We start from the raw sequence: 21423 nt of genomic DNA, 5'->3' as shown, positions 1-21423 counted from the left end.
TAAAAAGACAATATGCTATTTTATAGACATGCCGTCTCTATTTTGGATACAATACTCGGCGATCGCCATGGATAAGTTCGAACAGATGCGGGCCTTTGTTCAAGTAGTCGTTTCCGGCGGTTTTGCTGCCGCTGCTCGTCAGATGGGGCAATCGCGATCGGCGGTGAACAAGCTCGTGATTGCATTGGAAAACGATTTGGGGGTGCAACTGTTGCATCGCAGTACGCGGGTGGTGAGTCCTACGGAAACGGGGTTGGCTTTTTACGATCGCTGTGTGGAGATTTTGGCCGATGTGGAGGAAGCGGAGCGATCGGTGACGCAACTGCACGGTTCTCCCAAGGGGAGGTTGCGCCTCAACGCCCCCATGACGTTTGGTACGATGTATTTAGCTCCGGCGATCGCCGATTTTTTGGTGCAATATCCCGATCTCCAGGTGGAACTCACCCTCAACGATCGCTTTGTCGATCCGATTGAGGAAGGCTTTGACGTAACGGTACGCATTGCCGAACCGCAACCCACGTCTAGTTTGTTCGTTCAACCTTTAGCCCCTGCCCGACGAGTGTTGTGCGCGTCCCCGACTTACTTGGAAAAATACGGTATTCCAACGCATCCGATGGAGCTGCGATCGCATTCTTGTTTGCATTACGGGCAGGTTGCAATGGAGAATCGGTGGACCTTACGGGGAGCAGATGGCGAATATACGGCGATCGTTCGCGGCGCGTTGTGTTCTAACAATGGGGAAGTGTTGCGGGATGCAGCCATTCGCGGGTTGGGAATTACCCTTTTACCTCGCTTTATTGTAGAAACTGCCCTCCAAGAGGAGGCGTTGCAAATCGTGCTGCCCACTTATTACCCTCCCGAACTTTCCATTGATGTGCTGTACCCGGTGAATCGCCATTTATCGGTCAAGATTCGACTGCTGGTTGACTTTCTGCGGGAGCGATTTGGGCAGCGATCGGAAAATCGGTCTTAAAGCATGACTGACTTGATATTGTTGAAGTATGAATGCCTGTGAAAGTCTACCATCATCACCCAAAATGACCGCTCACATAATCGCGAGTTATTTCTTGTGCCGGATCGTTAAAAATAGTAGCAGTTTTATCAAACTCCACCAAATGCCCAGCATTATTATTGTGTTCGGTCAATCCTACATTAAAGAACGCCGTAAAGTCTGAGAGCCGTGCAGCTTGCTGCATATTGTGCGTGACAATAATCACGGTATATTGCTGTTTAAATTGATAAATTAGGTCTTCAATGCGCAAGGTTGAAATCGGATCGAGTGCAGAACAGGGCTCATCCATTAACAAAACTTCTGGTTGAATCGCGATCGCTCGTGCAATGCATAATCGCTGTTGCTGACCGCCAGACAAGGCTAAAGCACTATTTTTGAGTTTATCCTTAACTTCATCCCACAATGCGACCTGTTGTAGCGATCGTTCAACGAGTTCGTCTAGATCCCCCCGATAACCATTGATACGCGCGCCAAAAGCAATATTGTCATAAATTGATTTGGGAAAAGGGTTGGGTTTTTGAAATATCATGCCAATCCGTCGTCGCACCACGACAGGGTCGATCTGTTTTGCGTATAGGTCCTGATTTTGGAAAATAATTTTACCTGTCACATGGGCATTTTGGACTAAGTCATTCATCCGATTCAAGCAGCGTAGCAGCGTACTCTTACCGCATCCAGACGGACCAATGAATGCAGTGATCTGCCGTTCATAAATGTCTAAAAATACATTGCGGATTGCAGGGGTTTTTCCATAATTAACGCTGGCATTTTCAATTTGAAAAATAGCTTTATATTCATCTAAACTCAAGGGGTTATTGGTATCGCAAGACGAGGTCAGATCGATATTTAGGTTCCCAGGATTTTTCTCGATCTGCTTGCTCATGAGTAAATTTCTGCCGCAACTAAATTTTCGTCTTGTTTGTAGAGAAGATGCTGAATTGCTTCAATGCCGCGCTGGGTTGCACCATTATCTCTAGGATTGAACACGCTATAGTGCAGAAGGGACTCGCGCATTGCTTGGTAGCGATCGCACTTTAAGTTTTCATCAACCCGTGCCTTCAGGTGCTGCATGTCATCGCAGACATCCCCGCACTGCCAAAGATAGGTCATGGAGGAAACATCGGAGCTAGCTTGTAAAATCCCTGGCTGCGGATTCAGAAACACCATCGGTTTGTTGAAGTACAACCACTCATAACCCGCAGCAGAAACATCCCCGACAAACAAATCCGCTTGAGCAAACCAGGGCATTACATTGCCAGACCGAATTAACTTAATGTCAGAAATCTGATAGAGGCGATCTACAATACGTTGGTCATAAAACTGACGATCGGGGTTGAAGATATTTGGATGAGGTTTTACGATCAAGTTGTAATCTCGAGTCAGGTGCTCGATCGCATCTAGATGATTTAGAAAAATTTCAATCGAGCTAATGTTTTCTTTGCGCCAGGTAGGAGAATAAATAATCGTTTTTTTGTCATTCTCAAATAAAGGTGTCGCAGTGGGCGGGTTATCGAATTTAGGATAGCCAATCAGCTCCCATTTCATGCTCTGATTGCAGGGTGGTTGCAATAATCGATCGACTTGTCGTTGTCCTACGCATAGACACAGCAAATAGTCGTGGAAATCTCGTTCGTAGGTAAAGGGTTTATCCGACATTCCATGAAAAATCTGTACTGCTCGCGTGTGTTCGGTACGCTCTTCAGCCCGTAAAAAGGAAGGTGTTACAACCAGGTCATAGGTATCTAAATCGCAACGATCCGTAAATAGATGTTGATAGCCGTCATACTCAGGATTCTTCTGAATCTCTGAGCTGAGCTGAGATACAACGATAAAGACTTGGTGAATATTTTGTTTCAGAAAGTAGCTGATATAGGGTTTAATGGCTGCAAAATAATGTGAATTTCCACAAGAACGTAGATAAAAAGCAATCCGCTTCGGAATAATTTTGGTAGCATCCATTGTTGCAAGGTCTGTCATGCAATTTTCTCCAATATATTTTCAATCAGAGGCTGTTTGAAAAGTCTCATCTAACCCTGCATTCGCCCCCCCCGACCCGCGCCACTTTCCTCCAGTCGATGGGAGTTGCTTCAACCGGGGGAACCCCGGCAACGCACTCCCTTGGAAACCCGCCCACGGAAGTGGCTTCCCAATTCTGGGGGAAGAAAGCCAAAAACTCTGACCATTTCCCCCCAGAATTGGGGGCTAGGGGGGCGAGTGTAAGGACTAAGCAACTTTTCAAACAAGCTCTACGATGAAGTAAGTACAGGCTGGCTTAAAGGCGGCAAAAACACGTATGTGCTACATCCAGCTAGCAACCACTCTGCTTCAGCCACCACGAATTCTAAATGTGTTTGCCAAGTCTCTGGAAGTTTCCGCAACGAAGAAATCTTACCGCGCAGCAAGATCTGAGAAACAACATGCCAAGTCAGACAAGTGCGATCGAGCTTCCATTCAATGTCTGCTTCATAGCCTTGCAGTAAAGCTTCCGTAGCCGCTCTAACGCCTTTGGAAGAGAGCTGTTCTCGCCCAGCTAAGTAGATAAAATGCGCCAAGAAACGACCGATATCGTAGTGCGGATCGCCTAAAGATAGGGTATCCCAATCAACCATGCCAAAGCGATCGCCATCGTAGAGAATCTGATCGCCAAAGAGATTGGCATGAATGGGGTAATTGCTGGGGAAATCAATATGCTGAGCCATTTCAGTCAATTGAGCGATCGCCCGATCGATATCTACAGCTAAGTGAGGTAAAGCTAGTTTGACTTCCGCCATTGCGCTCCTGAGGGTTTTTAATTCTTTAGCAGGAGTCCAGACCGATGTTGGATGTAGATCGGCATGGTGAAGTTCGGCTAAGATGCTTCCAACTCGGATAAACGGTTCCAGTTGGGATTCGGGCCGAATTTGGCGCATCACTTCTGTAAACTGACGGCCTGTCAAGGCTCTCATCGAAAAGGTTCTAGCCTGGATAATTCATGAGAGATAGGAAAACACAAGAAAAGAGAGCCTGAAACGGTTTAGAATCAGGCTCTCTAGAGTTTTTAGTATCTCCATTGTGCCATGACAGAGTGTCATTCGGACCTGCCCTACAATTTCCCCACGCCACGCCCTTTAGTCGTTCGATTTTCAGATCTAGAATTAAGCTCAGATGCCGGGATCTTGCTGGCTCGACAAGCAGAAGAGCAGGTTCAAGTGTGTCGAGGATTGTCAGCGTGTATCCAGGACTGGCGCGACCCGAGCAAAATCACCCATAACCTGCATCAGTTGGTCAGTCAACGCGTATATCAAATGGTGGGAGGGTACGAAGATGCCAATGACAGTAACGTGCTGCGCCACGACCCCATCTTCAAGGTTGCCTGCGGACGATCGCCGAGTGTCGGAACAGATTTACTGGCAAGCCAACCCACCATCACTCGACTTGAGAACCACATTGGCAAAGCAGAAGTCGCTGCCATGCGCAGCCGAATGGTGGATGGATTCATCCAACGCTACAAGAGCGCACCCGACGAAATCGTGTTGGATATCGATGGCTGGGACGACCCAACCCATGGGAATCAACAATTGAGCTGTTTCCATGGATACTACGGTCATCATATGTACTTTCCAGTGCTCATCAACGAGGCCAGTACAGGGTATCCGTTGATTTTGCAGTTACGCGCGGGCAATAGTCATTCAGGCAAAGGCGTCGCAGGCATTTTACGCTGGCTATTTTGGCGACTCAAACGCGTTTGGCCGTCTGTGAGACTGATTCTGCGAGGCGATGCGGGATTCTCCTTACCCGAAATCATGCAGGTTTGCGAACGCTCCAAGGTGGGCTATGCCCTTGGCTTTATCCGCAATGCGGTATTGGAGCGTAAAATTGCCGATTTGCTCGAACGGGCAAGATTGCAACACATCCAAACCCAGCAAAAGGCTCGCTTGTTTGACGATGTCTATTACGCGGCACGGACGTGGGATGAACCCAGACGATTAGTCATGAAGGCAGAATGGCTCGACCAAGGCCCCAATCCTCGATTTGTGGTGACCAATCTGGAGCAACCGCCTCAAGAATTGTACGACCACTTCTACGTTCAACGCGGCGGCGACAGCGAGCATCGCATTAAAGAACTCAAACTCGGCATCAAAGCAGATCGTCTCAGTTGCAGCACTTTTATTGCCAATCAGTTTCGTCTGCTCTTGGCTCAAGCTGCTTACATTTTGATGATTGCAATTCGCCAAGCGGCCCATGGAACACAACTGGCAACGGCTCAGGTGGAACGCCTACGGTTGTTGCTCATTAAAGGAGCTGCCAAGGTAACGGTTTCTACCCGACGGATTCTGGTGGAGTTGGCTGCGTTTTGCCCTTATGCCCAGGAGATGCGTCAAATTTCTCGGAACTTATCCCAGTCCCAGTCCCTCAAATTTGAGTAGGCCAAGCCCGTCATAGGATTCTTGTCTCTATTTGTCGGAAATATAGGTGTTTTTAGCCTTTTTGAGCCGATTTGTATCGCTTTTTTGCCTACTTTTACTTTTCATCTCATCCTATAGCTCTAATTTTGGTGAAACTTACAACTCCTCATACACCTCGTGAATAATGCAGGCTAGAAGCAGCATCTGCGGCAATGGGTTCAGGGACTCTAAAGCTGAGGTATTTCGATAGGTTGTAAATCTGTTGAAAATTCTCTACGACGCTGGTAAATTCCAATTCCTTGCAGAGTTTGATGAAGTAACGTTGATGAGTGCAAGGACTGTCCCAGGTTAAGATAGCGCGCTTGAAAGGAACGTAACGAAACAATTGGGGCAGCGGATAATCTTGGGGGTCAGCGGGCAAATCTTCAGGAGCAATCAGGAGCGGACAGAAATAATCTGGTTGTAAAAGTGGAATCAGCTCTGGCAAGCAAGGTGCATGGGGGAGCGTCCAAACCAAGGTTTGCCAATCGGCGATCGCAAAGACGGGTAAGGCGACGTTGGGAGGAACCGCCAATTCATAGCCTTGTTCGAGCTGTTGGCGCATCTTGTCGCTATCCGCCAAGACATTAAAAAAGATATTGAGTCGGGTTGGTTCTGCGTCGTCTTCTACTGTCACCGTTACTTCTGCAACAATTCTGGCAAGGTTAAACGGTCTGTAATAGGTCAATGCGGGCACAACCGAGATGAATTGGGGCTTGTGTCCTAGCCAGTGTTCCCAGGACTGACTGAGGACGGGTTCAATTTCAGCAGGGGTAAAAATGTTTTGGACGGCTTGAAAAACCGGATCTGTCGTGTAATTCATTGATTTACTTCAAAACGCATTTCAGAGCAAGGAAGCAGGGATGTAAGTTAGCCAACTTTACGCTGGCTTAACGGTTGAGGGAGGGCAACTTGCGAAATCAAGGGCCAGACGGTTTGGCGTGCCTGCTGCAAATCTTCGGGGTAATCAATCTCAACCCAAGGTAATCCAGCCACATCGATGCCTGTAATCTCCTGTTGTTGCGCGAGACGAGCAATGGCTGCTGGTGCCCACTGATTCTCTCCACCCAAGGCTAGGGCTGTTTCGGCTTCCTCAAATAACGAATTCATGCCCTGGTGCGTGAGCTTGAGTAGCCCTACACTTTCACCTTGAGACGCTTCGGCGGACAAAGATTTGCTAATTTCTTGCAGCTTTTTATTTTGAAAAATTACTTTCATATGTTCGTCTTGGTCCCCAGACCATGAATCATAGGTCAGAGCGTTTCCAGAGTGCTTTAGCAATCGCTTATAAATGGTCGGATGGGCCAGAATATCGCTATTCACGATCAAGCAATCTTCCTTCACCCAATGACGAGCTAACCATAGGGAGTACAGGCTATTGGTCTCAGCATAACGACGGTTAATAATCGTGTGAGCGCGATCGCTAATGACCCGATAGATTTCGTGAGCGCGATAGCCTAAGACAAAACAAACATCGTTAATTCCAAAACTGTTCAAGACTGCAAGTTGGTAATCAATCAAGCTTACGTCGTTCTCGACTTGAGCCAGACACTTCGGCTTTCCCTTCAGAACCGTGGATAATCTGGAACCGCAACCCGCAGCTAAAATAATTGCTTGCATCTTAAATACCTCTATTAATGAATACCGATTGGCTTCTTCAGCCTAGAAACCGCGATAGAATTAAAAGTTAATCGAACGTTAGGATTGAGTTAGCTTTTCAATAACCTTTCATTAATCTTGTCTTAACTTTGTAAAGGGTTCATGAAACTAGTATGAGAAAGTTCTTACTTTTGCCGATTTCGGCGTTTTTTTCCCTGTTGCTTGCTTTGGCGCACCAAGTCTGAGGCACAATGCAGTGCCAAGGGAGCCAGCCTAATCATCGATTTCTTTACTTACGGCTAGTCGCGCTCGGTCGGTAGACTCCTTCCAGAGAACGACTTAGATAAACCGTATACACTTCAGTCGCGATCGCCAGAAAGACTCGTGCGCCTAGCATGACTGGCAGGCCCCAAGTGCTCCAGAGGAGTCCCGCCAAAATTGGCCCTGCGATCGCCCCGGCATCCTCGCCCAACAGCATCCAGCTCATGGTTTGGGCACGGCGTTTCGGATCGAAGCTCGAAACATTCGCCATCAATGCGCCCCAGGCGGGTCGAAACGCTGCTTTTCCTAAATCGTCCGATAGTTTTCCGACCGTAAAACCAAGGAGATTCGGAGCCATAATATAAACGATCGAGGAGAGAATATTACCCAAACTCCTCACCAGAAGAACTGATTCTTGACGCCCGCGATCGGCAAGCCAGCCAAAAATAGGCCCTGAAACTAGCACCATCACCGTTGAAGCAGTATAAATTAAGCCCGTCTGCGCTTCATTTAAGCCCGCATATTCCGTTGCCAGGATGGGAAATAGTCCCCGTAGCATTTCAGCGGTACCGTTGATCGCAAAGGAGAGCAGACTGAATGAGAAAAGCATTGCCTTAGAACTGGCGGGCAGAGGCGCTAAAAGCGCAGTATTGTCTTCATGCGTCGAGTGAGAGATGCTGGGTTGAGAAGAATTAGCAGACGGAACCTGGCTTAAATCGTCTCGTTTTGAGACTTTTGACCGATCGGACTTGACATAGCGAATGACGCTGTACAGGGGTAGCAATGACAGAATAAAGGCAATATTGAACACGAAGGAAAAGTTAGAAACTGTAAGCGTCAGTAAAATTCCCGCGATCGCCTTTCCCATAGAACCTGCCACAATCTTGGCCGTGTGGTACCAAGCAAAGGCAGACGCGATCGCTTTTTTGCCACCTTGTTCGGCGATGAGCGCATTTGCGGCTGGGTCGCGCAGCGCTTTAGATGCACCGTGGATCGATTTAATCGAATAAAGTTGCCAGGGTGATTGTGCAACTACTAAAAATAAGGCAATAAAACTGCGAACTAGAATGGATACGGTGAAACTACGCTTTAAACCCATGCGATCGGCCACCCAGCCCATACTGGGCTTGAGCGCCATCGCAACCACTTGGTTCAGTGTCATTAATACACCAATCTCAAATAGGGATAGTCCTAAGCGATGGGCATAGAGGGGCAAGGCAAAACTGATGATGCCAAAACTGAGACGAGATAAAAACCCTTCGGCAACAATGGCGATCGTTGCTGGGTTCATGGTGGAGTGGGATGATTGCATTCAAGTGCGATGAGACGAAAGATGAAGGGCAAAAGGGATTAAAAAAGCCGCAAAATTTTGGCTTAGTTTAATCGCAGAATTGAGTTAACCTAAATTTAACCCTCCATTAACGTTTCCAAATGAAGGTTGCATGAGAAGTTTCTCACGATCTCCATCGCTACTTTTAGAGAGAAGAGATGGGTAAGTTCGTTGCAGAGAGAGTTACAGACGCACTGTTCGACTAGAGAAGCTTAAGTGCGATCGCACTTTATCCAGGAAATCATTGAAGCGAAAGGGTTTATCGTATCGAGTAGTTGCAAAACCGTACCTTCAATGAAGGAGGAATGGGCCGCAAAGCAAGTTTCGATCTTATTTGCTGAGAGGTGGGATAAGCAGTACCCAATGATTAGTAAATTCTGGATGAATCGCTATCAAAGCATTATTCTTTTCTTTGCTTTCTCGCTAAAAATCCGTAAGGCGATCTGCACCACGAGCGCAATTGAATCGTTGAATATATGACTGCGCAAGTTTTGCGCAATCATCGCTCTTTCCAAACCAATGAATCTGCAATGAGCTACTGAGAGGCACTTTCAGCATGCTGATAGGCCAACGCCTTAAGCTGCATCGCTCTAAAAATGTTGTAAAACCCATTAGAGCGCGACGGCGTTAAACTCACATTCAGCCCCGTGGTTTGGATGAAATCTGGTGACAGGGAACCCACCACCTCCGGCGGCAACCCGCTGAGTCCTTCTACTAACAACGCTACCAACCCTTTCACCAACTGCGAATCCGAATCTCCGGCAAAGTATACCTTTCGATCCTCAAGCTTTGCCGTTACGTAAACCTGAGACGTGCAGCCTTGAACCTTATTCTCTGGCGTTCGTGCCGCATCGTCTAGCTCGGGCAACCGCTTTGCAAACCAAATCAATAGCTCGTAACGCCGCTTTGGTTCAGAAAGTCGCTCAAAGCGGTTGACCACTTTTGCGAGAGAGTCTGGAAGGGAAAGGGCCGTAGAAGACATAGGTTAGAAAAATAGACAGCGCATTTATTATTTTAACGGTTTCGCGTAAAGGATCCTCGCAGCCTTAAAACAGCCGATCCCGAATCGATCGCGCTGTTTTTGCCAAAAGTCTCGAAGGTAAAACTACCAAAGCGGCTCATTGCCGCCAGCATCGCCGCCATTGCTAGGCGGAGGAGCCGCTTGCGAAGCGCCACCACCGCCGCCATCGCCGCCCCAAATCGGTTCCTGAGCAGCAGGTGCGGGCGCGGGCGCGGGCGCAGGTGCGGAACGAGGAGGATCTTGAGCGACAGAAGACGAACCGGAATTCCACACCGCAGGCGGCGGCGCAGCCGGAGAGGAACTGCCTTCTCCCCAGATAGGCTCCTGCCCTCCAGACGAGTACTGAGGTTCGGGGCGGTCGCGCCAACGCCGCTGCGGCGCTGCCGCTGCGGCACGGCGCTGCCGCTCGGCCTCGGCAGCCGCTTGTTTTTGAATTTCTCGATCTAGTTCTTTCGATTTTTTAAGATAAGCCTGCTTTTGAGCCAACCCTTGGGACGTACTCAGAGATTTCTGCGGAATTTTGTCGATGCGCTGAATGGCCTCCTGAAGCTTTGCCTTGTTGGTGGATAAAGCCGCGACAGAAGTGGGCAGCTTCTTCTGGGTCAGCACCTTGGTGGCGATCGTGTCGGCTTGTTGCAGCTCTTGCTGCGCTTTTTTCTCTAAAGTCATGCGCTCCTGAAGCGTTTTAAGCTGCTTCTGATAGTTGGGCAGTAACTTTTGAGCGTCGCTATAGCTATCGACGCCTTTAGGAACTTTGTTCAGTTGCTGAATGGACTGTTGGAGCTGAGATTGAGCCGTTTGCAAATCCTGGAAAGACTTTGCGTTATTGAGAACGCTCAAGGCCGCTTCGGCAGAATTGCTGGCTTCTTTATAGACCGAACCGTAGCGAACGTTGGCAGAACAATTGTTGAGCGCCTTACAAATCGGCTCGATATTGGGAGAGGCAAAGGCGGCGATCGCCCCCAGCCCCACCAATACCCCACCCCCTAGGGCAACAACCTTCAGCGGGAAAGCGCGACGGTTTCCAGACGCTGAGTCTGGCGCTGGCTTAGATATTTCGGCAGGGCGAGCGTTAGAAATAGCGTAAGTCCCTACAGAAGTTGGCTCCAAGGCGCTCGTCGAAGTCGAACCTCGATCGTCACCCCCAACCCTCCCGCTGGGTCGTTCGACGCTGTCATCCGGCGCTGCCGATGCCTTGGCATGAATTCCCGAACCGACTGAAGTTGGCTCTAGCGCGGCACTGCTGCCAGTTCCAGGGGAAACTCCAAGACCGCTCCCCGTTCCAGCCGCAGCATTAATAATAATGCCACTACTGGCCGTGCCCTGCCCGGTCCCCTGTTTCTTAATTCCCTGTCGGTCAGAACCTTGTCCGGTAGACTGCCCGGTGCCAAAGTTGACGTTAACGCCTCCGCTAGAGCTAGCAGCATGACCGTTGTTGGGGTTAACCGCAGCACCGCTACCGGGCGGAACGCCGATGGAATGGGCAGGGTCTTTTAGAATTGTAGGAGCGTTGTCCTGGCGATAAAGTGCCAGTGCGTTCAAGGCATCTAGAGCTTCCTTGGCAGAAGGGTAGCGCTGGCGAAAATCGTAGGCCACCATTTTTTCAAGAATGGAAGCAAACTCTGGACTAATCGAGGCGCGATCTTTCCACAAAATTTCGGCAGTCAATTCATCTTCGGGAAGTTGACCTAGAGCGGGGTTGAGTCCCGTCAGGGCGTAGATTCCAATCATCCCGACCGCGTAGACATCGCTGCTCATCCGAGGGCTACCGCGAAGCTGCTCTCCGGGCATGTATCCCGGCGTACCCACAATAACGGTATGGGGCGCAATCTGACTGCCTTCATCGATCGCTTGATTGGCCACCTGCTTCACGGCCCCAAAATCAATCAAGACAATTTGGCCGTCTTTTTCGCGACGAATGATGTTGGATGGCTTGATGTCTCGATGGATGACTTGTTTTTGATGCACAAAGCTCAACGCACTCAGAATGTCCTTCATCAGCTTTGTGACGTAGCCTTCGCTCCACTGCTGGCCTGTGGCTAGTTCCTGATAAAGGCTAGTCCCAGCCACATACTCCTCAACCAGATAAAACTCGCTATCTTCTTCAAAATGGGCCAATAACTGCGGGATATTGGGATGGGAGCCGAGTTGATGCAGCGTTCGAGCTTCTTCATCGAAAAGGCGCTTGGCAATTTTCAACTTCGCTTCATCTTCGACGCCCGTCTTGAGTTTCTTGATCACGCAGCGAAAGGCATCGGGCAAATGTTCGTCTTCTGCCAAAAAAGTCTCAGCAAAGCTCCCTTCACCAAGTTTTTGAAGCACTCTATAGCGCCCGGCGAGTTTATTTCCAGATGAGAGGCTGATTGCGTCCATGGTGCGGTATTTTACAGTGGCAGTTAATTTATATTCTCCCATATTCAATTTTGAGGGAGACAGACTCTATCGATAAGCTGATTTTTTCAGATAAATCTACCCCAGCATAAGCGACCTGACTCTTGATGGGCTAGGCTTCACATTAAGCTCTGTAACAGAGGGATGACATTGCCCGCAACCATTTGGGCGTTTGGAGGAAATGCCAGGGTTCTCGCGAGGCTTCAAAGGCGGTCAGGTCGAAGAACCATCCCAGTGACGGAAGGCCATTTGTTGGATGTCTTTAAGGGGTTTACCGTGTTGCTGTGCCAGCCGGACGCAGTCTTCATACTCGGGTTGAACGTTGACAACACGGTTGTGATATCGCGCGACTTTAACTTGAATCTGACCGAGGGGGGTTTCGACCCGTTCGATCTGTCTGTCCAGTATGGCGCGCTGCTGCAACGAGCGGCGGATGCCAAGGGTCGTTGTCTCGCGAAAGAGGATTGCTTCGCAGGTTTCGATGAGGGCGGGGGGGCAGAGCACGCTCAGCAATAAGCCGGGTCTAGACTTTTTCATGCCGATCGCCTGGGTAAAGACTTCCACCGCCCCCACCGCTAACAGTAGATCGTACAGATAGCCCACAACTTGCGGGTTAATATCGTCAAGTTGAGTTTCCAGTAAGGCAATGGTTTCTCGGGGGGTAGGCGGGACGTTTGTCGTGCAGTCTTCTCCCAACCACAGCCGCAGCAGGTTGGGAATCGGCAAATCGCGGCTGCCTGCTCCCAATCCCACTCGTTCGAGGGCGAGGGCAGGTACGGGGCCGAAGGTTTGGGCGAGGGTTGCGACGATGGCCGCCCCCGTGGGCGTGACGAGTTCTTTCTGGATGCCGTTGTCGTAGAGGGGCATCTGGCGCGCAGTTGCGAGCTGCAACACCGCCGGAACGGGAACGGGCAGCAACCCATGGGCAGCCCGCACGGTCCCCCCGCCTGTGGGGAGGGCGGAGCAAAATACTCGCTCGACGCCAAGCCAGTCGAGACCGATGCAGGTTCCGACAATATCGACGATCGCATCTGTCGCGCCCACCTCGTGAAAATGCACTGACTCCGGCGGGATGCCGTGGACGGCTCCTTCGGCGATCGCCAAGGTTCGAAAAATGTCCGAGCTCCAGGTTTTCACCCGCTCTGGAAGCTGAGTTTGCCGGATCGACGCCTCAATCTCCGGCAGGTGGCGATGGGGTGGGTGATGGGGGTGGGACTCGACAACTTCTACTCGGACGTAGGTGCCCCGCTGACCTTGACGGTAGGCTGGTTCGACCGAAATTTTATACTCATCGGCCAGATGGAGCTGGGCGAGCGAAACTTCTAAATGCGATAAGGGAACTCCTACATCCAACAGAGCGCCCAAACACATATTTCCGGCAATGCCGGAGGGACAGTCAAAGTAGGCAATTCGAGCCATTTGGTATTTTGAAATACAGTATGGGGTCTATGATAGGCGTATCGGCATTGTCTTCCCGAGCGACCATCATGGCCCAAGTGTACACCGTCCATCCAGAGTCTCCCCAGCGCCGCGTTGTGGAGCAAGTTCGGGATGCGCTGCGAGGCGGGGCGGTGATGCTTTACCCCACCGACACGGTCTATGCAATCGGTTGCGATCTCAACTCAAAATCCGCCGTCCAAAAAGTGCGACAGATCAAGCAATTAGCCAACGATAAACCCCTAACTTTTTTGTGCTCTTCCCTTTCCGATATTGCCAAGTACGCCCAAGTCAGCGATGCCTCCTATCGGCTCATGCGGCGGTTCGTACCGGGACCGCTGACGTTTATTTTGCCAGCTACAAAGCTGGTGCCTAAGCTAGTGCAAAATCCCAAGCGCAAAACCACCGGTATTCGCGTCCCAGATCACGCAGTCGCTCAGGCCCTTCTGGAATCCCTGGGAAATCCCATTATCTCCACGTCAGCCAACGTTGGTGTGTCCCCAGACGACGAATACGTCCCCATTTCTTCCGCCTCGACGGCGGAGCTATTCGATGCTTTTGACAAGCTCGTCGATCTCATTGTGGATAACGGTCAGGCTCCTAGCAATGACGTTTCAACGATTTTAGATCTGTGCGAAGATCCGATCCGAGTCCTGCGCCAAGGTCGAGGTTGGGACGAGATCGCACCGTTGCTGGAAGGGGCGATCGCAGAATAGGGTACGCCTCAGGCGTTTTCTCGGACAGCAGCGGTCAACGCCTCGTAAAGATGTCGGGCCGCTTGCCGAGTCGAAACGTCGCGATCGACGGGATGCATTCTACAGCGACTCGCGTTGGCGACCTGCGGTAATTCTTGCCCTTCTAATGCGAGGAAAAAGAACGGAAGCTGCGCCAAGACAGAGGATTTTGAGAAATGCACCGCCCAAGTTTGCATCGATCCGGTACAGACGATCGCTTGAGGTTTCCAGATTTTGGCGAGCAGATCCGCTTGTTCGGGATTGTCTGCCACCAAGATAGAGCAACCGAAATCCCCGGACAGGCAGGCAAGCAGCTCTACAAAAATGGTTACTGGCGGGCGGGCGGAAGAGACGGAATCTAACTGAAGCACGATCGACACGCGGGCGGGCTGGTTCGGCCTCCCTGTCCCTTTCGAGCTCGAGTCAGCGGCGGCTGGAGAGGTGCAACCCCGTTCGGCTCTGCGTCGGATCAGCGCTAAGGTTTGAGCGATGCGATCGGGTTCGAGCGGTAGCGGCCAAACATCCAGGCCCTTGAGTGGCGGCTTGGTCTTGCGCGATGGCGATGCGGTCAACCAAACGGGATGCACTGGCGTTTGCGTCGATTGTCCGGTCAGCAATGCCTGGAGTGCGGGCCATTCTGGCGCTTCGACACAGCCGCTCTCTAAAACCAACGCCTCTGGGGAGAGTATTTTGATTTTTTCTTGAATCTCGTCTGGCGATCGCCCAATTGCTACCAGGATTCCTTGGCTCTGAAGCATTTGCGCAATGTCGTCCATTCCGGCAGCGGGCTGACTGTAAAGCAAAAACAAAGGTTGGGACGATTTAGGTCGCCTCAGAACCGTAGCCCGCGTGAGGTCGCGGGGGAGCAAAATCGTAACTTCAGTTTCTATAGATCCTCGGAAAATCCAACTGATGTCACCCCCATGTAATTGGGCGAGCTGTTTTGCAAGCAGAAACTTGAGCACTGCGCTGCTCCGCCCTGGCATAGCAGACGCACCGGGGTCTGAGGATTGATAGGGCCAACTCAGTTGCTCTTGGGCCTGCGCGGATTCGTCCCTGAGGGTACCCACGAAGGTGATGGAAATCCAGGCATCCCGCGATCGCAGCTTCAGCACGGGATGGCTCGCTGGCGTACCTTGGGCGGAGAAGTAGCCGATCGAATGCGTCAAAAGCTGCTCCAGCCGGGGCAGATCTCCCATCATCCATAGCTCGGAACCGTCAGTGGGGTCTGCGGGATGCTCTACTGCGGGCATTTCAGCATCGGTGGCGTACTGGGCCACCTTGAGGGCCGTTTTGACGACGGAGGACAGATCGATCGGGCGCAACTGCAACACAAACTGATGGGTGCAAAGCTGAGCCAGATCGAACAAGTCATTGATAGACACTAAAAGCTGTTGGCTTTTTTCATAGATCAGTTCCGCATACTGGCACTCGCGCTCTGCAACCGGATTGGAATAGCGTTGAAGGACCTGAGCAAGGCCCATAATGCCCGTCAAGGGCGTTTTTAGCTCGTGGCTGAGTTCGGGCAAGAGCTGCTCGTGAGGCAACCCCGGCAAGGGAAGGGGACAAACCGAGATAGTGGGCACAGATCCAGACAAAATCTCTGCCCCAAAGAGGGCTGGATGGAGGGAGGGCGTTGAAGCCTCTGAATCGCGAGACTGTGAGGACGCTGACATTAGGCCATAGGTAGTGAGTTGAGCTAAGCCGGGAAGAAATGCCTGCTCCGTCTTCAGTTTATACCCGACGCAACTTAAAAACAGTTTTTAAGAACTGACTCGATCAGATTAATTTTCGACTAAGAAGGTTAAGAATCAACCCAATCGCCTTGTCTTTCCTTTCTTTACAGAGCGAATCGGGGATACATTTTCTAGCATGCTAAACAGATACAATTTTGACTGGAAATGAATATGGCGTACTAATGCGGGCAGCAGATGCAATGCTCGATCGGCTTCAAACGCTAGCTCGACGAGAAAATATCTTAACTCAAGGCGTGCCAACTCCCCAAGCCCCCGTATTCGAGCTACTCCGCAACTCGATTGAAACCTACCAGGAATTAGTCAGCGCTCAGCTTTTAAGCATTTCCCCAAAGTTGGACTACAAACTCTCCCCCATCTTCCCTATCTCCCCTCCCCCCCTTTTAGCCTGACAGTTGGGCTGGATTAACCTTTGGCACAGACTCATTTACAACCCCCGCTTTTTACAGTACGAGGTTGATTTCGATCGCTACGGCAAAATTACGTAGTTCCTCGGAGGGAGCTTTCTCAATAATTGGCCACCATAGAATCACTGATTAAGTGAAATTATTTTATGCGCCGTTCTTCCTCCGAGCAGTTATCTAACTTCCAGCGGCAAGTTCAAAAAATATCGAAGCGAATTTTTAAGCGTCAATCTGCATCTGTCTCACCCCTAAAACAGCGGACAGAAGAGGTATTGAGAGGCGATCGCCGCGCTATTCAAGATCCCTTTGCTGAAATGCAAGCTATTCTTTTAATCATTGATTGAAACGGATACGGGGCACCTCGGTCAACATGACAATTTCTTCAGCACTGCCCGGAATGTCTCATCTGAGCGGGCCGCTACAGATCGGTTCTGTTTCGGTCAACAGTCGCGTTTTGCAGTCGCCGCTGTCGGGCGTGACAGACTTGGTCTTTCGGCGATTGGTGCGACGATTTGCACCGGAGTCGATGCTGTACACCGAGATGGTGCACGCATCGCAAGTGTGCCACGTCCGCGAATTACCGAAGCTCATGGAAATCGATCCTCAGGAGCAACCCATTAGCATTCAGCTCTTTGACTGTCGTCCCCATTTTTTGGCAGAGGCGGCCCAACGTGCCGCAGCAGAAGGAGCCGATACAGTCGATATCAATATGGGCTGTCCGGTCAACAAAATCACGAAAAAAGGCGGCGGTTCTTCGCTGTTGCGCGATCCTGAGACGGCGGAGGCGATCGTTCGGGCGGTAGTCGCTGCAGTTGCAGTACCGGTGACGGTTAAAACCCGCATCGGTTGGGACGATGGCGAAATCAATATTTTAGACTTTGCCCAGCGGATGCAGGATGCGGGCGCTCAAATGATTACGGTTCACGCCCGCACCCGCGCCCAGGGTTATACGGGCGCGGCGCGGTGGGAGTGGATTGCCCGCGTGAAGGAAAAGCTGACCATTCCAGTGATTGCCAATGGCGATATCGTTTCGGTGGAGTCTGCCATTGCGTGCCTAGCTCGCACGGGGGCTGACGGGGTAATGTGCTCTCGCGGGACGTTGGGCTATCCGTTTTTGGTGGGAGAGATCGACCACTATTTGAAATACGGACAGTACAGGCCGACTCCCACGGCGATCGATTGTCTGGAATGCGCCAAAGAACACCTGCGATCGCTGTTTGAGTACAAGGGTAGCAAAGGCATTCAGCAGGCGCGCAAGCACATGACGTGGTATGCCAAGGGGTTTGAGGGTGCGGCAGAGTTGCGCGATCGGCTGTGCGCGATCGACTCGGTTGAGGAAGGCTCAGCGCTCATCGACCGAACCATTGAATCGTTACGCACCCGGACGAGCGCTTTACTCGACCTCAAAACCTTTACCCAACCATGAATTACCTCTCAAGTCCTGATTCGGACAAAAGGTCTATTCAATCGCAGTGCTTACATCATTCAGCACCCTTAACCTAAGACTCCTAGGCTCAACAACGATAACAGAACTATTGGTGGGTGCTGTTTGAACAGTACCACCACCTAAGTTTCCTAACAAACTTCCAATATCCAGTCCGCCACCGCTCCCCAGTACTCGGCTCAACAAGAGCTGTGCAGCAGTAGAAGCAATGCCACCTTTGAGCGTTGTTGTAGAGAGATTCTGAGCGCTAGTGGCGACTAAAGGATCGGAAATAGCGTTAATCGGATAGATTCGATTACCAATCGTGACGGACTCTGCATAATACTGAGTGCCCTGAGTGGTTCCATTGATGCTGACCGGGCGGAATTGCCCCTTAACTTGACTCCCCTGAGGAATCACCACCTGCCCCGCACTGTTCAAAATGTTTGAGGACAATTCTAGATTCGTAGATATCGTCTCTCCAGGCGTCAAAATGAGCTTAACGTCATTTCCACCCGGATATTGCACTGGTAAAACAGTATTTCGCGCAAGAATGCTGTTGTCACTGCTAGGAGTTGTTGGAGAGCCTGTCGTGGGTGTGCCACTTTGTTGATAGGTCACGATATAGTCTGCAGCTTCAGAGCGGGATGGCAGTGCCTTAAACTCGTTCTTATTAACCAGAGCCTGATAAATAAAGGCTGCAATATCGGCTCGCGTCGCAACTTCGTTGGGATTCAGATAAGCACGGTTGGGATAATTAACGACAATATTACGCTGAGTTGCAGCAGCAGTGCCACTGCGAGCATAGTCAGGAATTTCATTGCCATCCCTAAAAATGTTTAAGGTTCGATCGACAGAACCAGATGGGTCAAGCTTCAATCCGCTAGAGAGTGAAACCAGCGCTTGCACTTTAGGAATTTGCTGCTCTGGCTTAAAGGTATTATCAGGATAGCCAGACATGAATCCAGTGGTGTAAGCTTTCTCGATAGCGCTGGCTGCCCAATACCTCGCTGGAATATCGCTAAAACTCCGGCTGTTTCGCACAATACCTTCATTAAACGCTTTCCGTACAATTGCGGCAAATTGAGCGCGGGTAACGGGTTGATTAGGCTTAAAGCTACCGTCTGGAAAGCCCGCAATAATATCTTCTCGCGCCAGCCGCTCAATAAAGGGTCTGGCCCAATAATTAGACTCTACGTCTGTAAACGTAGTATTTTGGGCGGAGGCAGCATTCACAAAAGATATCCCTGGAATAATTGCTACACTCGCACCTAGGGCAAATGGACAAAAAGACCTAAGAGCTAATCGATTTAGAGATTTCATAAAATAAAGCTTCATTAGTGAGCAATGTTGGAGGTAAAACTTACTTATTATTTTTCCTTTAAAAAGCAACCACAAAAACAACTCTTGAATTACAAAAAGAATAATTTTCATATATCAGTACAATACTAGATTCAAGTTGTGAATTAGTAAGTATGCCGCAAGAGAGAGATTGAAAACACATTCCGCCGATCCAAAGGGGGAAATAATTACAATGAAGCCATAAAGATTGAAGCGATCGCGTCCCCATAGATTCTCAATAAGACAATATTGCTGAGAATATGAAAATGAACGCTCAAACCATCTAAGGCGTCAAAATCATTGCTGTTTAGTCCGTTTGAGTTTGCTTAAGCCCGACATCCTTTCTATTTGACGGTCGAGCGCGCCTCAACGGAGGGTGTGGTTTTGGCAGCTTTCGCATATCCGCCACCTCAAATCATCTAAGCTGTAAAATTGCACTACTGTTCGCCAATACCGAGGAAGCAATGCGGCTATCTCAAATGCTGTTCGTGACCCTGCGCGAGGATCCCGCAGAGGCTGAAATTCCAAGCCACAAGCTGCTGCTGCGGGCGGGCTACATCCGTCGAATTGGGAGCGGGGTTTATGCGTACTTGCCGTTAATGTGGCGGGTGCTCAAAAAAGTGACCCAGATCGTGCGCGAAGAAATGGACGCGACGGGCGCCCAAGAATGCCTGCTGCCTCAAATTCAACCTGCCGAGCTGTGGCAAGAGTCGGGGCGTTGGGACACCTATACCAAAGCCGAAGGCATCATGTTTGCCCTTAAAGATCGCCAAGGTCGCGAGTTGGGGTTAGGACCGACTCACGAAGAAGTCATTACCACCGTCGCCCGCGATACGATCCGCTCCTATCGTCAGTTGCCGCTACATCTCTATCAAGTCCAAACCAAATTCCGCGATGAAATCCGCCCCCGCTTTGGCCTCATGCGCGGGCGCGAATTCATCATGAAAGACGGCTACTCCTTCCATACAGATGTTGAGAGCCTTAGAGAAACCTACGCGCACATGTATCAAGCCTATAGCAACATCCTGCGGCGATCGGGGCTGACCTTCCGCGCCGTAGAAGCGGATTCTGGGGCAATCGGCGGATCTGGCTCCCACGAGTTTATGGTCTTAGCCGATGCGGGTGAAGACGAAGTGCTGTATACCGAGGACGGCAAGTATGCCGCCAACGTCGAAAAAGCGATCGCCCTTCCCCCAGAAGCCGTCGCCTCTGCTTTTACCAAGGACGAAATCAAAGACACGCCCAATGCCAATACGATTGAGGCACTCTGCCAGCAGCTCGACTGCGACGCAACCACCATCGTTAAAAACGTCCTGTACCAAGCCACCTTTGATAACGGTCAATTGGTATTAGTCTTGGTCAGCATTCGCGGCGACCAAGCGGTAAATGAGGTCAAGCTGAATAACGAGCTAGTGAAGGTTGCCGCAGACTACAAGGCAAAGGCAATTTTAAGTTTGACCGTTGCCGACGCGGACAGCCAGTCCCAGTGGGCCGCAAGTCCTATCCCCGTCGGCTATATCGGCCCAGACCTTGGCGATAAATTAATCCAGACCAAACCTAAGGTTGCCAATAAGTTTCTGCGCTTGGCAGACCAAACCGTAATAGAGCTAAAAAACTTTGTCACGGGCGCAAATCAGCCCCACCAGCATCGGGTTGGCGCAAACTGGGGCAAGCTCATGCCCTTGGGTAAAGCGGTGGATGTGCGGAAAGCGACGGCGGGCGATCGCGCCCTCCACGACTCGACCCAGCTGCTTCAAACCGCACGAGGCATCGAAATCGGTCATATCTTCCAACTTGGGACCAGATACTCAGCAGCGCTCGGCGCGACCTTTACCACCGAGCAGGGGGAAGAATCTCCCCTCGTGATGGGCTGTTATGGCGTGGGCGTCTCCCGGCTGGCTCAAGCTGCGGTGGAACAGTCCCACGATAAAGACGGCATTATCTGGCCCGTGGCGATCGCCCCCTATCACGCGATCGTGGTCGTCCCCAACCTAAAAGAAGCCACTCAAGTCGAAGCGGCGGAGCAAATCTACCAAAACCTCAACGCGGCGGGCATTGAAACCTTGCTGGACGATCGCGACGAGCGGCCCGGCGTGAAGTTCAAAGACTCGGAATTGATTGGAATTCCGTATCGGGTGGTGACGGGGCGATCGCTGGCTCAAGGAAAGGTGGAAGTGGTCAAACGCGCTGACAAAACCTCAGTGGAGGTCCCCATCTCGGAGCTGGTTTCTACGCTCAAAGCCTGGATTGCCGAAGCGTTGCGGTAGGGCTGGAACTCGCAGACGACCAGAG

At 50.7% G+C, this 21423-nt stretch carries 18 protein-coding genes; 7 read left to right on the top strand and 11 right to left on the bottom strand.

All coding sequences use genetic code 11. From position 1 onward, the window contains the following. Positions 1-67: 67 nt before the first annotated feature. Positions 68-973 (top strand): LysR family transcriptional regulator, encoded by a 906-nt coding sequence (locus R6H26_RS03755; RefSeq protein ID WP_404788453.1) that lies wholly within the window; start codon positions 68-70, stop codon positions 971-973. A 55-nt stretch (positions 974-1028) separates the two neighbouring features. On the opposite strand, the gene pstB is transcribed toward R6H26_RS03755, so the two are convergent. From pstB to R6H26_RS03740, 3 genes are all read right to left on the bottom strand, one after another. Beyond that, entirely contained in the window at positions 1029-1856 is an 828-nt protein-coding gene (gene pstB / locus R6H26_RS03750; RefSeq protein ID WP_404791192.1) for a phosphate ABC transporter ATP-binding protein PstB, read from the bottom strand. Between the two features lie 35 nt (positions 1857-1891). Then, the gene (locus R6H26_RS03745) at positions 1892-2989 is read right to left on the bottom strand and encodes a CDP-glycerol glycerophosphotransferase family protein (protein ID WP_404788451.1); all 1098 of its coding nucleotides are present in this window, start codon (positions 2987-2989) and stop codon (positions 1892-1894) included. Between the two features lie 269 nt (positions 2990-3258). Continuing rightward, complete coding sequence (locus R6H26_RS03740) at positions 3259-3957, bottom strand: phosphotransferase family protein (RefSeq protein ID WP_404788449.1); 699 nt, start codon at positions 3955-3957, stop codon at positions 3259-3261. Between the two features lie 111 nt (positions 3958-4068). On the opposite strand from R6H26_RS03740, the gene R6H26_RS03735 reads away from it, so the two are divergent. Further along, positions 4069-5418 carry an IS1380 family transposase gene (locus tag R6H26_RS03735; protein WP_404783571.1) on the top strand — a complete coding sequence of 450 codons (1350 nt, stop codon included), beginning with the start codon at positions 4069-4071 and terminating at the stop codon, positions 5416-5418. 145 nt (positions 5419-5563) lie between these two features. On the opposite strand, the gene R6H26_RS03730 is transcribed toward R6H26_RS03735, so the two are convergent. The 3 genes from R6H26_RS03730 to R6H26_RS03720 form a co-directional block, all read right to left on the bottom strand. After that, positions 5564-6259: a hypothetical protein gene (locus R6H26_RS03730; RefSeq protein WP_404788447.1), complete on the bottom strand. Its 696-nt coding sequence runs from the start codon at positions 6257-6259 to the stop codon at positions 5564-5566. A gap of 47 nt (positions 6260-6306) precedes the next feature. Then, positions 6307-7056 (bottom strand): NTP transferase domain-containing protein, encoded by a 750-nt coding sequence (locus R6H26_RS03725; protein ID WP_404788445.1) that lies wholly within the window; start codon positions 7054-7056, stop codon positions 6307-6309. 268 nt (positions 7057-7324) lie between these two features. Then, a complete protein-coding gene (locus R6H26_RS03720) occupies positions 7325-8587 on the bottom strand; it encodes an MFS transporter (RefSeq protein WP_404788443.1) in 1263 nt (420 codons plus the stop codon). 255 nt (positions 8588-8842) lie between these two features. Here R6H26_RS03720 and R6H26_RS03715 point away from each other — a divergent pair, with 255 nt between their 5' ends. Further along, positions 8843-9106 (top strand): transposase, encoded by a 264-nt coding sequence (locus R6H26_RS03715; protein ID WP_404788441.1) that lies wholly within the window; start codon positions 8843-8845, stop codon positions 9104-9106. Between the two features lie 55 nt (positions 9107-9161). On the opposite strand, the gene R6H26_RS03710 is transcribed toward R6H26_RS03715, so the two are convergent. The 3 genes from R6H26_RS03710 to larC form a co-directional block, all read right to left on the bottom strand. Beyond that, a complete protein-coding gene (locus tag R6H26_RS03710; protein ID WP_404788439.1) occupies positions 9162-9608 on the bottom strand; it encodes a SufE family protein in 447 nt (148 codons plus the stop codon). A 123-nt stretch (positions 9609-9731) separates the two neighbouring features. Then, the gene (locus tag R6H26_RS03705) at positions 9732-12020 is read right to left on the bottom strand and encodes a protein kinase (protein ID WP_404788437.1); all 2289 of its coding nucleotides are present in this window, start codon (positions 12018-12020) and stop codon (positions 9732-9734) included. A gap of 231 nt (positions 12021-12251) precedes the next feature. Beyond that, a complete protein-coding gene (gene larC, locus R6H26_RS03700) occupies positions 12252-13457 on the bottom strand; it encodes a nickel pincer cofactor biosynthesis protein LarC (protein ID WP_404788435.1) in 1206 nt (401 codons plus the stop codon). Positions 13458-13525: 68 nt separating this feature from the next. Between larC and R6H26_RS03695 the strand changes: the two genes are divergently transcribed. Further along, a complete protein-coding gene (locus R6H26_RS03695) occupies positions 13526-14191 on the top strand; it encodes an L-threonylcarbamoyladenylate synthase (protein WP_404788434.1) in 666 nt (221 codons plus the stop codon). 8 nt (positions 14192-14199) lie between these two features. Here R6H26_RS03695 and R6H26_RS03690 read toward each other — a convergent pair whose 3' ends face one another. Then, positions 14200-15885: a sensor histidine kinase gene (locus R6H26_RS03690; RefSeq protein WP_404788432.1), complete on the bottom strand. Its 1686-nt coding sequence runs from the start codon at positions 15883-15885 to the stop codon at positions 14200-14202. A gap of 215 nt (positions 15886-16100) precedes the next feature. Here R6H26_RS03690 and R6H26_RS03685 point away from each other — a divergent pair, with 215 nt between their 5' ends. After that, positions 16101-16355: a hypothetical protein gene (locus R6H26_RS03685; protein ID WP_404788430.1), complete on the top strand. Its 255-nt coding sequence runs from the start codon at positions 16101-16103 to the stop codon at positions 16353-16355. A 382-nt stretch (positions 16356-16737) separates the two neighbouring features. Further along, entirely contained in the window at positions 16738-17793 is a 1056-nt protein-coding gene (gene dusB / locus R6H26_RS03680) for a tRNA dihydrouridine synthase DusB (protein WP_404788429.1), read from the top strand. Between the two features lie 33 nt (positions 17794-17826). Here the strand turns inward: dusB and R6H26_RS03675 are convergent, their stop codons facing one another. Then, positions 17827-19224 carry an S-layer homology domain-containing protein gene (locus tag R6H26_RS03675; RefSeq protein WP_404788427.1) on the bottom strand — a complete coding sequence of 466 codons (1398 nt, stop codon included), beginning with the start codon at positions 19222-19224 and terminating at the stop codon, positions 17827-17829. Positions 19225-19595: 371 nt separating this feature from the next. Between R6H26_RS03675 and R6H26_RS03670 the strand changes: the two genes are divergently transcribed. Then, positions 19596-21398, top strand: a complete 1803-nt coding sequence (locus tag R6H26_RS03670) for a proline--tRNA ligase (RefSeq protein ID WP_404788425.1) — start codon at positions 19596-19598, stop codon at positions 21396-21398. Positions 21399-21423: the final 25 nt, after the last annotated feature.

The organism is Altericista sp. CCNU0014, from assembly GCF_044923475.1.
Lineage (GTDB): Bacteria > Cyanobacteriota > Cyanobacteriia > Thermosynechococcales > Thermosynechococcaceae > JAAURS01.
The sequence above is the reverse complement of the archived record's forward strand: the minus strand, read 5'-3'. Positions and strand labels throughout refer to the sequence as shown.

What these genes read in the sequence shown, in the direction of transcription:
- R6H26_RS03755 (WP_404788453.1), top strand. Translation starts at nt 68, where the DNA reads ATGGATAAGTTCGAACAGATGCGGGCCTTTGTTCAAGTAGTCGTTTCC.
- R6H26_RS03745 (WP_404788451.1), bottom strand. Translation starts at nt 2,989, where the DNA reads ATGACAGACCTTGCAACAATGGATGCTACCAAAATTATTCCGAAGCGG.
- R6H26_RS03740 (WP_404788449.1), bottom strand. Translation starts at nt 3,957, where the DNA reads ATGAGAGCCTTGACAGGCCGTCAGTTTACAGAAGTGATGCGCCAAATT.
- R6H26_RS03735 (WP_404783571.1), top strand. Translation starts at nt 4,069, where the DNA reads ATGACAGAGTGTCATTCGGACCTGCCCTACAATTTCCCCACGCCACGC.
- R6H26_RS03730 (WP_404788447.1), bottom strand. Translation starts at nt 6,259, where the DNA reads ATGAATTACACGACAGATCCGGTTTTTCAAGCCGTCCAAAACATTTTT.
- R6H26_RS03725 (WP_404788445.1), bottom strand. Translation starts at nt 7,056, where the DNA reads ATGCAAGCAATTATTTTAGCTGCGGGTTGCGGTTCCAGATTATCCACG.
- R6H26_RS03720 (WP_404788443.1), bottom strand. Translation starts at nt 8,587, where the DNA reads ATGAACCCAGCAACGATCGCCATTGTTGCCGAAGGGTTTTTATCTCGT.
- R6H26_RS03710 (WP_404788439.1), bottom strand. Translation starts at nt 9,608, where the DNA reads ATGTCTTCTACGGCCCTTTCCCTTCCAGACTCTCTCGCAAAAGTGGTC.
- R6H26_RS03705 (WP_404788437.1), bottom strand. Translation starts at nt 12,020, where the DNA reads ATGGACGCAATCAGCCTCTCATCTGGAAATAAACTCGCCGGGCGCTAT.
- larC (WP_404788435.1), bottom strand. Translation starts at nt 13,457, where the DNA reads ATGGCTCGAATTGCCTACTTTGACTGTCCCTCCGGCATTGCCGGAAAT.
- R6H26_RS03695 (WP_404788434.1), top strand. Translation starts at nt 13,526, where the DNA reads ATGGCCCAAGTGTACACCGTCCATCCAGAGTCTCCCCAGCGCCGCGTT.
- R6H26_RS03690 (WP_404788432.1), bottom strand. Translation starts at nt 15,885, where the DNA reads ATGTCAGCGTCCTCACAGTCTCGCGATTCAGAGGCTTCAACGCCCTCC.
- dusB (WP_404788429.1), top strand. Translation starts at nt 16,738, where the DNA reads ATGACAATTTCTTCAGCACTGCCCGGAATGTCTCATCTGAGCGGGCCG.
- R6H26_RS03675 (WP_404788427.1), bottom strand. Translation starts at nt 19,224, where the DNA reads ATGAAAATTATTCTTTTTGTAATTCAAGAGTTGTTTTTGTGGTTGCTT.
- R6H26_RS03670 (WP_404788425.1), top strand. Translation starts at nt 19,596, where the DNA reads ATGCGGCTATCTCAAATGCTGTTCGTGACCCTGCGCGAGGATCCCGCA.